The organism is Pseudomonas sp. DrBHI1 (assembly GCF_002205115.1).
Classification (GTDB): domain Bacteria; phylum Pseudomonadota; class Gammaproteobacteria; order Pseudomonadales; family Pseudomonadaceae; genus Aquipseudomonas; species Aquipseudomonas mosselii.
Genome location: NZ_NIBE01000010.1, coordinates 1 through 11,813 on the forward strand (window position 1 = coordinate 1; position 11,813 = coordinate 11,813).

Consider the following 11,813-nt stretch of genomic DNA (forward strand, 5'->3'; position numbering starts at 1 on the left):
CCGCTGCCGCGGCGCAACTGGATACGACCACCGCGAACGTGTCGCGGGCGGTCTCCAACCTGGAAGCCCATCTGCAAACCCGCCTGCTCAACCGCACCACCCGGCGCATCGCGCTGACCGAGGCCGGCAAGCGCTACCTGATGCGCTGCGAACAGATTCTTACCTACGTGGAAGAAGCCGAGGCCGAGGCCAGCGACGCCCACGCTCGCCCTGCCGGGCAACTGAAGGTGCATTCGATGACCGGCGTCGGCCAGCACTTCGTGGTCGATGCCATCGCCCGCTACCGCGAGTCGCACCCGGACGTCACCTTCGACCTGACCATGGCCAACCGCGTGCCCGACCTGCTGGACGAGGGCTACGACGTGTCCATCGTGCTGGCCAGCGAGCTGCCGGACTCGGGCTTCGTCTCGCAGCGCCTGGGCATCACCTACAGCATCGTCTGCGCCTCGCCCGAGTACGTGGCCCGCCACGGCAGCGCGCACAAGCCGGCCGACCTGCTCAAGCATGCCTGCCTGCGCATGGTCAGCCCGGTGATCCCGCTGGAGAAGTGGCTGTTCGACGGGCCGGAAGGCCAGGAGATGGTCAACATCACCACCTCGCCGTTCCAGGTCAACTCAGCGGACGCGATGAAGACCGCGATCCGCAGCGGCATGGGCGTGGGCGTGCTGCCGATCTACTCGGCCATCGACGGCCTGCGCGATGGCAGCCTGGTGCGGATCATGCCGGAATACCGCCTGCAGGAACTGAACCTGTACGCGATCTACCCGTCGCGCCAGTACCTGGATGCCAAGATCAAGACCTGGGTCGAGTACCTGCGCAATTCGCTGCCGGAGATCCTTGCCGCCCATGAGGCCGACCTGAAGACCCATGAGCTGCTGATCGCCAACTAAAAAAAAGCGGCTGCATTGGGGGTGGAGACAATGGTAGGTTGCTAACCATTGATTCCAGCGTCTGGCAGACAGGACCATGGGAGGGCTTCGCCCTCCATCGCGACACAAGGCCGCTCCACAGGATCACGCGGTACCTGTAGGAGCGGCCTTGCGTCGCGAAAGGGCCGCACAGCGGCCCCGCTCTTCTGCCCGATTCCACCTCACGCCTTGCAGAGAAGCAGTCCGATGAAAAAGACCGTCCTGGCCTTCAGCCGCATTACCCCGGCCATGGCCGAGCGCCTGCAACAAGACTTCAACGTGATCGTGCCGAATCCGAAACTCGGCGACATCAGTGCCCAGTTCAACGAAGCCCTGCCCGAGGCACACGGCCTGATCGGCGTCGGCCGCAAGCTCGGCCGCGCGCAGCTCGAAGGTGCGGGCAAGCTGGAGGTGGTGTCCAGCGTCTCGGTCGGCTACGACAACTACGACCTGGACTACTTCAACGAGCGCGGCATCGCCCTGACCAACACCCCCGACGTGCTCACCGAAAGCACCGCCGACCTGGGCTTCGCCCTGATCATGGGCTGTGCCCGGCGCACCGCCGAACTGGACGCCTGGACCAAGGCCGGCCACTGGCAGGCTACCGTGGGGCCGGCGCAGTTCGGCTGTGATGTGCACGGCAAGACACTGGGTATCGTCGGCATGGGCAACATCGGCGCGGCCATCGCCCGCCGTGGCCGCTTCGGTTTCAACATGCAGGTGCTGTACACCGGCAACAGCCGCAAGACCGCGCTGGAACAGGAACTGGGCGCGCAGTTCCGCAGCCTGGAGGCACTGCTGGGCGAAGCCGATTTCGTCTGCCTGGTGGTACCGCTGTCCGAGGCCACCCGCAAGCTGATCGGCGCCCGCGAGCTGCAACTGATGAAGCCCAACGCGTTCCTGATCAATATTGCCCGCGGACCTATAGTGGACGAGGCGGCGCTGGTCGAGGCCCTGCAGAACGGCACGATCCGCGGTGCCGGGCTCGATGTGTACGAGAAGGAACCGCTAGGCGACTCGCCGCTGTTCAAGCTGCCCAACGCCCTGACCCTGCCGCACATCGGCTCAGCCACCGCCGAGACCCGTGAGGCCATGGCCAACCGGGCGCTGGACAACCTGCGGGCGGCGCTGCTGGGCGAGCGGCCGCGGGACCTTGTGAATCCCCAGGTGTGGAAGGGCTGATACGTTCAGCCCGACGTACCGGCCCTGTCGCGGGGCTCCGCGACAGGGCCGTGGTTACTTGACGGCCAGCATCCCTTCGACTGGCTTGGACTTCGGTTTACGAAACACCAGCACATTCCCCGCCATCACCGCCACCAGCCCGAGCAACGCCGGCGCCGTCCATTGGTAGCCCTCGGCGAATGCCGACACATTCAACGCCACCAGCGGGAACAGTACGGTGCAATAGGCTGCCCGCTCCGGCCCCATGCGTCCGACCAGGGTCAGGTAGGCGGTGAAGGCGATCACCGAACCCGGGATCACCAGGTACAGCAGCGAGCCGATGTAGCGGGCGTTCCATTCCATATCGAAGGGAATGCCCTTGACCAGGCAGTACGCCGCCAGCATCGAGGCGCCATAGAGCATGCCCCAGGCATTGGTGGTCATGGGCTTGAGCCCGGCCTTCTGCTGCACGCTGGAGAGCATGTTGCCGGCCGAGAAGCACAGTGTGCCGAGCAGGCCCAGCCCCAGGCCATACAAGGTCTCGCGGCTGGCAGCGTGGTGCGAGAGCTCCGGCCAGAACAGCAGGCCCAGGCCGAGCAGGCCCAGGGCTCCGCCACCGAGCACATTGGCGGCGATCTTCTGGCCGAAGAAGATCCGCGCGTTGATGGCGTTCCACAACGTGGCGGTAGAGAACACCACGGCGATCAGGCCGGTGGCGACCCACTGGCTGGCAGTTAGGAAGCACATGAAGTTGACGCAGAACAGGCACAAGCCCTGGGCCAGGCACACCAGGTGACCACGCCGGTTCATCGGTTGCAGGCGGCGGGTGAGCAGCAGGAAGGCGAACAGGATCAGCCCGGCCAGGGCGAAGCGGTAGACGATCGACACCGGGATGGCGACCTCGCCCAACTGCAGTTTCAAGGCGATCCAGGTGGTGCCCCAGATCAGGACGGTGAGCAGGTAGAGCGACAGGTTCATGATGGACTCCCTCGACAGGTATCAGGCCTATCGCGGGGCAAGCCCGCTCCCACAGGGCGCATGCGACCTCGGTGGGAGCGGGCTTGCCCCGCGATGAAAACCCCATAAGCCCAGTTTCTTGCGCCATTGCTGTTCGGCGCTTGCATAAACTTGCGCTTTTCCTCCCCTGCTAGCTGCCATCCCGACGCCAGCGCAGTACGATGGCCAGCAGAGGAACCGCCCATGCCCCCACTCGATCACCTGCAGGTCTTCAACGTCCTGAACGCCTCGCCCCACGCCCGGCTGGAGCTGAGCGCGCACCTGGGCGACGGGCTGGCGGCGGCCTTGTGGAGCAACCGCGACGATGCCCGCGACTACCAGGCGCCCAGCCACCACACGCTGTCGTGCTACATCGCCGACGGCACCGGCACCTTCCGCCGCCAGCGCCCTGGCGATCGCGGCGCGCCGGACAAGCTGTGCGTGATGCCCGCCGGCCATGAGTCGAACTGGATAATCAACGGCTCGATCCGCCTGGCCCACCTGTACATCAGCGAGGAACAGTTCGCCCTCGGCTGCACCCGCCTGCTGGACCGCGAGCCCCGGGAGATGCAACTGCGCGAGGCGACCTTCCTCGACGACCCGCAGCAGGCCCGACGCTTTCGCGAGCTGATCGGCCTGGACTGGGCCGAGCCCGGCGAACGCCTGCTGGCCAGCAGCCTGGCCCACGACATCATCGACCACGCCGTGCTCAACCAGGTCGGCCTGCGCCAGGGGCTGAAACTCAAGGGCGGGCTGGCACCGCACCAGCGCCGGCAACTGGCGGACTATATCGAGGCCAGCCTCGACCAGCCGCTGACGCTGGGTGAGCTGGCGCTGCGCTGCAACCTGTCCGAATACCACTTCGCGCGGATGTTCCGGGCAAGCTTCGGTCTGCCGCCGCATCAGTACCTGCTGGCCCGACGCCTGTACCGTGCCTGCCAGTTGCTGCGAGAGGGTACGCAGCCCTTGGGTGAAGTGGCGCTGCTTTGCGGCTTCGCCAGTGCCAGCCATTTCAGCAATCGATTCAGGCAGGCACTTGGGGCGACGCCAGGTGCCTATCGCCAGGCCTTGCGCGGATGAGCACGATCAGCTGAGCACAGCGTCCCACAGTGCCTTGCGATCAAAGTAAGTCATCGCTCGCCTGATCTTGTTGCCTTTCATCTCGAGAAGGTCGACCCCGGGCACCGCGATCTTCTTGTTTTCCGAACCGGCAATGACCCCGCTACCCGTCACGTGCATCACCCACTCCCAGGTAAAACGTTGACCGTCACCGTAGATACCCAGCGTGTCGAACGTCATGTCAGGAAAGTTTCGCCAGGACACATTGCGCAGGAACGCGGGCAGTGACTTGCGATCGAGCATTGGGTGGGGCGAGTCGACATAAATACCCTTGCGCGAAAAAGCGCTTGCCAGGAGCTCGGCATCGCGCCGCGTCCAGCCCTTCACATAACGACTGATCGCCTTGGGGCATGGGTTTGGCTTCTTCATGTAGTTGGCCTCCTGAGCATCCGTGGTTGCCATCTTCGAATCGGCCCAGGCAGGCGTCTACTGGTAAAAATGACAGTCCTGACGTTCAGAACTCGAAGGTACTCGACAGACTTACCTGCCGCGCATCCCCCACCGCAACGAAGTACCGATTCACCGCCGAGCTGTAATACACCTTGTCGAACAGGTTCTTCACGTTCAACTGCAACCGCACCTTGTGCTCGTCCCATTTTGTTTCGTAGCTGGCAAAGGCATCCGCCACGGTATAAGCCGGCAAATCGAAGTCATTGGTGGCGTTCCCCGCACGCTCCCCCACATAGCGCGCACCGGCCCCAAGTCTCAGGCGATCACCGCCGAACAGGCTGCCATAGTCATACACCGCCGACAGCGAACCACTATGCCGGGCGACGTTCTGCAGTCGATTGCCCTTGAGCTGCGGATCCTTGGTCACCTCGGCGTCGGTGAAGGCGTAGGCGCCGATCAAGCTCCAGCGCTCGCTGAGCTGTCCGGTCAGGTCCAGCTCGACGCCCCGCGAGCGCACTTCGCCTGCGTTGCTGTAGAGAATAGTGCCCGACAGGGTGTCGCCGTCGGCGACTAGCACGTTACGCTTGGTGATGTCGAACAACGCCAGGGTACCGGTCAACGCCCCCGGCACATCGAGCTTGGCCCCCAGTTCCCACGACTTGCCCTCCTCCGGCGCTATACCTGAGTCCAGGGTCAGGGTGCGACTACCGCCGAGGCTCAGCGGGGCGATGGTCGAATTGGGCTTGAACGACTCGCTGTAGCTGCCATAGAACGACAGCTGGTCATCAACCTTGTACACCACGCCGGCATGGGGCACCCAGGTCTGGTCGCTGGTGTCGGTGTTGACGTTGAACGGCCGGCCGCGACCGGCGTACTGGTCGTACTGCTGGAAGCGCCCGCCGGCGACCAGGATCCAGTGCTCGTCCAGGTGCCAGGCGTCCTGCAGGAACAGCGAGTCGGTGCGCAGCTTGTCGGTCTGGTCGCTGTCGCTGGCGCGCACGTTGGTGCCTTGCACTTCGCGGCCATAGACCGGATTCAGGTAGCTGAAGCTCGAGCGGCTGGTCTGGCGGATCAGGTCGGCGCGGTAGACCTTGCGGTCCTCGTGATCGACACCGACCACCAGGTCGTGACGCATGCCCGCCAGCTCGACGCTGCCGTTGAGGCTGAGGGTGGCGAACTGATCACGGCTCAGGGCGCCCTGGGTGCCGTCGATGCTGCGCGACAGCGTGCCCTTGCTTTCATCCACGCCGGTCACGCGGACCTGGCTGGCGTCGTAGGTCTCGCGGTTGAAGCTGTAGCCGAAGTGCAGCTTCCAGTCGTCGTCCAGGCGATGATCGACCTCCAGGCGGTACAGGTCGGAGCGGCCCTCCATGTCGTTGAACGGCTCGTCGAGGCGGCGGGTGGCGGGAATGTTCAACGGGTGGCCGTCGCTGCCGAAGGCGGTGCCGCGGTCGAACGGGTAGAGAAACTCGCGGTGCTCATAGGCCAGCACCACCTGGGTGTCCTCGCCATACCAGGCCAGCGACGGGGCCACCAGCGACTCGCGGTGCACGCCGTAGTTGCGCCAGTAGTCTTCGTCCTCGTGATCGACGATCAGACGGTAGGCCAGGTTGCTGTCACCCAGCGCCCCGGTGCTGTCCAGGCCGCCGCCGCTGCCGTTCTTGCCGCTGCCATAGGTCGAGCCGCGCAGGGTCAGGGCGTTGTACTGCTGGAGTTGCGGGCGCTTGCTGACCACATTGATCACTCCGCCCGGGTCCTGGATGCCATACAGCAGCGAGGCCGGCCCCTTGAGCACCTCGACCCGCTCGGTGCTGGCGTTGAGGGCGCGGCCCTGCACGATCGGCATGCCGTCGCGCATGATCGAGCCATCGCGGTTGTCGCCGAAGCCGCGCTTCATCACGGTGTCGGCGGTGCCACCGAAATTGTTGCCCTGGGTGATGCCACTGACGTTGTACAGCGCATCATCCAGGTTGCGCGGCGCCTGATCGCGGATCACCTGGGCCGGGACCACGTTGACGGCCTGGGGGATGTCCAGCGTCGCGCCTTGGCCGCGCATGATCGTGGCACTGGCCGGCGGCTGGTAGCTGTAGTCGTCCAGTTGCGAGTTGATGGTGGTGGCCTGCAGGGTCAGCGCGCCGGAGCTGTCGACCGGCTCCAGGGTCAGGGTGCGGGCGTCGAGGCGGCGCCAGGCCAGGCCCGAGTTGCCGAGCAACTGCTGCAGCGCCTGGTCGGCGTCGAAGGTGCCGTTGAGTGCCGGGGCCTGCACATCCGGCAGGGCCAGGGTGTAGACCACGCTCTGCCCGGTGGCGCGGCTGAAGGCGTTGAGTGCCTGGGCCAGCGGCTGGCTTGGCTGGGCGAAGCTGTAGACCTGGCTCTGCTGCGCGGCCAGGGCCTGGGGCACGATGGCGATAGCGGGCAGGGAGCAGAGGCCGAACCAGAGCGGGACGCAACGCGGGGTGAACTTCATGGACGCGGACCTGTGAGAGGGATGATCGTTTGCGAATGAATCGCACTTCCACTCACTACACGGATGCCGTGGGGGGATACCTCATCACCTGATCGAAAAAATTTTGCGTCACCGACGCTATCGCGGGGCGAGCCCGCGATGGCGTCGGAACAGGTCAACGCAAGACGGTCAGCCGACCCAGCACCGTCTGCCGTGAGAAGCCCATCACCTTGCCCAGCGAATCCAGTGCGGCGAGCGGCTGCGCCACTGGAAAACTACCACTGACCCTACGCTGCCCCAGCTCCCCGTCGAGCAACAAGATCCGCCCGGGATAGTAACGCCCAAGGTCCTCGATCACCTGCGCCAACGGCACCTGGTAATAGTTCAGCCAGCCCTGGCGCCAGGCCAATCGGCTGTCGCTGTCCACCGCCTCGATCCCACCGGCCACGCCGCCGGCATAGGCCAGTTGCTGATTGGCCGTCAGCTCGCGGGCAACCTGTCCTTCGGCCGCCGCCACCGCCACCCGCCCGCTGCGCACGGTCACCTGGGCACCCTCGCCCTGCTCGCGCACCTCGAACTGGGTTCCCAGCACCCGCACCTCCCCGCCTTGGGCATCCACCAGGAATGGCTCGCCAGTATGGGTCACCTCGAAGAACGCGGCGCCGCGCAGCAAGCGCACGCGCCGCTCGCCCTGGGCGAAATCCACCGCCACGGCCGTGCCGGCATCCAGGGTGAGGCGCGAACGGTCGGCCAGGGTCACCTGGCGCACTTGCGCGCCGCTGGAGTAGTCGGCACGCAGGTCCTGCAGCCAGAACTGCGGCTGCCAGCCCGCCGCGTAGCCGAGCGCCAGCACAAGGCTTGCCGCCACCGCCAGGCCGCGCCAAGGCCGCTTGCGCGCGGGCCGGCGCATGGCGTCGAGGTACTGTTGCAGACTCGTTTGCTCCTCGGCCGCCAGCCGCGCCGCCGGCGCCTCGCTCAAGCGCCACAGCGCCTGGGCCTCGGCGTAGGCCTGGCGATGGGCCGGGCTCTCCAGCAGCCAGCGCTTGAACGCCGCGCCCTCGGCCTGCGCCGGCTGCTGCTGGATGCGCCCGAGCCAGCGCAGGGCGGCCTGGGACTGTGCGGCAGTGATCGGCTGTTCAAGACTCATCGACGGGCGCTCCCTGGCCGGCGCAGTGGGGACGCGGGTTCGGCGACGCTCGCCTTGCACGCTTCGAGGGCGCGCATCATATGCTTTTCCACCGCGCTCTGGGACAACTGCATGGCCTTGGCGATCTCGCCGTAGGTACAGCCATGGATGCGGTTGAGCAGGAAGATCTGCCGGGTGCGTTCGGGCAACGCCCGCAGGGCCGCCTCGATACGCTGCAGGTCGTGGTCGACCTCCAGGGCCTGCTCGGGGAGCTGGCTGCCCTGCGGCTCGTCGAGGTCGTGCAGGCCTTCGGCGGCGCGGTCGCGGCTGCCTTCGCTGCGCAGGTAATCGATGGCCAGGTTGCTGGCGCTGCGCAGCAGGTAGGTGTCGAGCGCCTCGACCTTCACCTCGGGGCGCCGCCAGAAACGCAGGAACAGGTCCTGGACCAGGTCCGACGCCGTGGCGCGGCAGCCGACGCGCCGGCTGACCAGCGCTTCCATGCGCGCGCGCTGGGCCAGGAACACCTGGAGAAAACGCGCCCGACCGCCGCCGGCTTCGGAGTCGCTCAAGGACCTAGACCGCCTGCACGGCCAACAGCGGCCCGAGCACCAGACTGGCGAACGCCGCCCCGAGCAGCAGGCGCGGCTGGTAAGGCAGGCCGAACACCCACAGGGTCACGCCGGCCATCAGCACGGCGATCCACTCCACCAGGCCCAGGGCCCAGCCGCGCCCGAGCACGGCGAAGATCAACGACAGCAACAGCAAGGCCCAGCCCGCGAGCTTCAAGGCTCGCAGTTGCCGGCCCGTGGGTTTGCGCCCGAGCAGGTCGTTGAAGTGTTTTTCCATGGCCAGGCACAGGCCGGCGAAACCGGCGAAGCCCATCAGCGCGACCCCCAGCATCAGCTCGCCTCCACGGTCGTGGCGGTACGTCGCGCACGCTTGGCGACCGGCTTGGGCGCACGCAGCATCTTGCCGGCAGCCCAGGCCAGGAACACGCCGGTGGCCAGGGCCGTCAGGTCGAAACCGGCCATCGCCCAGTCACCCGCGGCGATGGAGTGATCCAACCCCTTGTCAGTGGTCAACGCGTTGAGCAGCGGTAGCAAGGCGAACGCCAGCGCTCCCAACGTCAGTTGTTCGCCCCAGGCACGGCGCCCGCTGCGCAATATGGCGTGGAGCAAAGACGCGCCCCAGGCCAGGAAGAAAGCATTGATCTCCCAATCGGACCGGCCGTCCAGCGTCGTTGGTAGCAACCGATTGGCCCAGAAGAACGCCGCCACGCCCAGCAACAGGCCGCTCATGCTGGCGATGTTCAGCACTTCGACCAGGCGCAGCTCGCCGGGCATGCGCTCGCTCTTGGCATGCTTGAGCTGGCGCTTGCCCAGCCACATCACCAGGCCCGTGCCGATCACCGCCGTGCCGGCCAAGCCGAAGGCGAAGTACAACCAGCGCAGCCAGGGCCCGGCGAAGTTGCCCATGTGCAGGCCGACAAAGGTAAAGGAGGTGGTCATCGCCACGCTTTCCGGCGCGCCGCGTCGCAGCAGCTCGCCACTGACGCCATCGAAGGTCCAGGTGGCGCTGCGCTGGTAGGCGACGCTGTCGGCCGAGGCGCGGGTGAAGGTGACCCGGGCGTTGCGGTCGCCTGGGTTGTGCACCTGGATGTAGCCCATGCGCGCGCCCGGCGCCTGTTCCTGGACCTTGGCGTACAGTTCGGTCAACGGCGCCAGCGGCGCGGCCTGGGCCACCGCCTCGGGCACCTCGTCGCGGCCGAACACATCGTTGAAGTAGCCACTGCTGTCGCCATAGCTGGCCAGGATACTGGCCGGCATGACCATGTACATGAAGATCACCAGGCTGCTATAGCTGATCATCAGGTGGAACGGCAGCACCAGCACGCCGATGGCGTTGTGGCCATCGAGCCAGGAACGCTGGCCCTTGCCCGGGCGGAAGGTGAAGAACTCCTTGAAGATCTTCTTGTGGGTGATGATCCCGGTGACCAGCCCCAGCAGCATGATGAAGGCGCAGAAGGTCGACAGCCAGCGGCCCCAGGGGTGGGGCATCTGCAGCTGGAAGTGGAAGCGGTAGAAGAACTCGCCGCCACGGCTGTCACGGGCCTCGACCGCCTCGCCGGTGCGGGCGTCGAGTTCCTTGTCGGTGAAACCCCGGCGCCCACCGCCGTTCGGGTCGCGCCAGCTGACACTCAGCGCCGCCTCGCGCTCGCTGGGCAGGCGGATGAACCAGGTGCTGGCGTGACCGGCATGGGTTTCCAGGTAACGCTGGGCCAGGCCGAGGCTGCGTACCGGGTCGAGCGGATGGCTCTGCACCTCGGGCTGGGTCCAGTGGCTGATCTCCTCCTTGAAGTACGACAGCGTTCCGGTAAGGAAGATGGCGAACAGCAGCCAGCCGAAGATCAGGCCGGTCCAGGTGTGCAGCCAGGCCATGGCCTGGCGGAAGCCTTCTTTCATGGCAGGTTCATCCAGTAGGCCAGCACGTTGATCAGCCCCAGGGCCAGGCTTGGCAGCAGCACGCCCAGCCAGGCGCGCCAGGCGCTGCGGCAGGCAAAGCACCCGATGAAGGCGATCAGGTAGAAGACGAACGACAGCATCATCCCGGTCATCGTCGCGTCGGCCTGGGTCATCGGCGCAAGCAGGGTGATGCAGACACTGGCCATCGACGCCAGCAGGTAGCCACCCAGCAGCGCGGCCAGACTGCGTGAGGTCACGGCCAGGCGGTAGCTCAGGGGAAGGCCGGCGGCTTTGCTCTTCATGGCGAGGGTCCGGGGATTGGGAGTGCAATACTAATGATTTCAATTCTCATAAGCAAAGCATGCAGGCACCAGCGGTACGCATGCCTTGCGGCGGCAGCGATTGCCGAACACCGGCGGCATGAATACAATGCGAACAATTCTTACTTCCAGTTGCGCCTTCTGGCGCCGGAGTCGTATCGGTGTCCAGTGCCCTCTCTTCCACCGTCGAAGGTCTCTACCACGCCCATCACAGTTGGCTGACCGGCTGGCTGCGACGACGCCTGGGCTGCCCGCAGAGCGCCGCCGACCTGGCCCAGGACACCTACCTGCGCCTGCTCCAGGCCCGCGAGGCGCCGCAGCTCATCGAGCCCCGGGCCTTCCTCACCACCGTGGCCAAGCGCGTGCTGTGCAACCACTTCCGCCGCCAGGAACTGGAACGCGCCTACCTCCAGGCCCTGGCCCAGCAGCCCGAGCAGGTGGCGCCCAGCGAGGAAGACAAAGCCCTCATCCTGGACACGCTGCTCGAGCTCGACCGCCTGCTCGATAGCCTGCCGCCGCTGGTCAAACGCGCCTTCCTGCTGGCCCAGGTCGATGGCCTGAGCCAGGGCGAGATCGCCCGCGAGCTGGGCATTTCCCTGGCGACGGTCAAGCGCTACCTGCACAAGGCAGCCCTGCGCTGCTACTTCGCCCTGTGAACGCAGTCTTTTCCTCGCAGATCGCCGAACAGGCGGTGCATTGGCTGATCGAGTCGCAGAGCGAAGGTTTCGACCAGCACCACGCCCTGGAGCGCTGGCTGCAGGCCGACAGCGAACACCAACGGGCCTGGGCCCATATCCAGCAGGTCAACCAGCGCCTGCGCGGCGTCGCCGCCCCGGTGGTCCACGCCACCCTGCAGGCACCGCCCTCACCGGCCCGGCGCCGCGC

13 protein-coding genes are annotated in these 11,813 nt (G+C 66.3%); 5 read left to right on the forward strand and 8 right to left on the reverse strand.

The window, feature by feature from the left end; genetic code table 11:
- A partial coding sequence (locus tag CC207_RS01655) for a LysR family transcriptional regulator (protein ID WP_088851476.1) occupies positions 1-890 on the forward strand: 890 nt, incomplete at its 5' end.
- 225 nt (positions 891-1,115) lie between these two features.
- On the forward strand, positions 1,116-2,090 hold the full coding sequence (locus CC207_RS01660; RefSeq protein ID WP_088851477.1) for a D-glycerate dehydrogenase: 975 nt from the start codon (positions 1,116-1,118) through the stop codon (positions 2,088-2,090).
- Positions 2,091-2,144: 54 nt separating this feature from the next.
- Here the strand turns inward: CC207_RS01660 and CC207_RS01665 are convergent, their stop codons facing one another.
- Positions 2,145-3,047 (reverse strand): DMT family transporter, encoded by a 903-nt coding sequence (locus CC207_RS01665; protein WP_028689546.1) that lies wholly within the window; start codon positions 3,045-3,047, stop codon positions 2,145-2,147.
- Between the two features lie 222 nt (positions 3,048-3,269).
- Between CC207_RS01665 and CC207_RS01670 the strand changes: the two genes are divergently transcribed.
- Positions 3,270-4,145, forward strand: a complete 876-nt coding sequence (locus tag CC207_RS01670; RefSeq protein ID WP_088851478.1) for a helix-turn-helix domain-containing protein — start codon at positions 3,270-3,272, stop codon at positions 4,143-4,145.
- A 6-nt stretch (positions 4,146-4,151) separates the two neighbouring features.
- On the opposite strand, the gene CC207_RS01675 is transcribed toward CC207_RS01670, so the two are convergent.
- The 7 genes from CC207_RS01675 to CC207_RS01705 all read right to left on the reverse strand — a co-directional run bounded on the left by CC207_RS01675 (position 4,152) and on the right by CC207_RS01705 (position 10,910).
- Positions 4,152-4,553, reverse strand: coding sequence for a nuclear transport factor 2 family protein (locus CC207_RS01675; RefSeq protein WP_028689544.1), 402 nt, complete (start codon positions 4,551-4,553; stop codon positions 4,152-4,154).
- Positions 4,554-4,638: 85 nt separating this feature from the next.
- On the reverse strand, positions 4,639-7,041 hold the full coding sequence (locus CC207_RS01680; protein WP_088851480.1) for a TonB-dependent receptor: 2,403 nt from the start codon (positions 7,039-7,041) through the stop codon (positions 4,639-4,641).
- A 154-nt stretch (positions 7,042-7,195) separates the two neighbouring features.
- Entirely contained in the window at positions 7,196-8,167 is a 972-nt protein-coding gene (locus tag CC207_RS01685; protein WP_028689542.1) for a FecR family protein, read from the reverse strand.
- A complete protein-coding gene (locus tag CC207_RS01690; protein ID WP_028689541.1) occupies positions 8,164-8,715 on the reverse strand; it encodes an RNA polymerase sigma factor in 552 nt (183 codons plus the stop codon). Before CC207_RS01690 ends, CC207_RS01685 begins: the two co-directional genes overlap by 4 nt.
- A 4-nt stretch (positions 8,716-8,719) precedes the next feature.
- Complete coding sequence (locus tag CC207_RS01695) at positions 8,720-9,046, reverse strand: DUF3325 domain-containing protein (RefSeq protein WP_062364604.1); 327 nt, start codon at positions 9,044-9,046, stop codon at positions 8,720-8,722.
- Positions 9,046-10,608: a PepSY domain-containing protein gene (locus CC207_RS01700; RefSeq protein WP_028689539.1), complete on the reverse strand. Its 1,563-nt coding sequence runs from the start codon at positions 10,606-10,608 to the stop codon at positions 9,046-9,048. The genes CC207_RS01695 and CC207_RS01700 overlap by 1 nt, the downstream gene beginning before the upstream one ends.
- Entirely contained in the window at positions 10,605-10,910 is a 306-nt protein-coding gene (locus tag CC207_RS01705; protein WP_028689538.1) for a DUF3649 domain-containing protein, read from the reverse strand. Before CC207_RS01705 ends, CC207_RS01700 begins: the two co-directional genes overlap by 4 nt.
- A 179-nt stretch (positions 10,911-11,089) precedes the next feature.
- Here CC207_RS01705 and CC207_RS01710 point away from each other — a divergent pair, with 179 nt between their 5' ends.
- Together CC207_RS01710 and CC207_RS01715 are read left to right on the forward strand one after the other, a co-directional pair.
- Positions 11,090-11,584 carry a sigma-70 family RNA polymerase sigma factor gene (locus CC207_RS01710; RefSeq protein WP_028689537.1) on the forward strand — a complete coding sequence of 165 codons (495 nt, stop codon included), beginning with the start codon at positions 11,090-11,092 and terminating at the stop codon, positions 11,582-11,584.
- Positions 11,581-11,813, forward strand: a 233-nt coding sequence (locus CC207_RS01715; RefSeq protein ID WP_143496045.1) for a DUF4880 domain-containing protein, incomplete at its 3' end; no start/stop codon positions are given. The genes CC207_RS01710 and CC207_RS01715, both read left to right, overlap by 4 nt.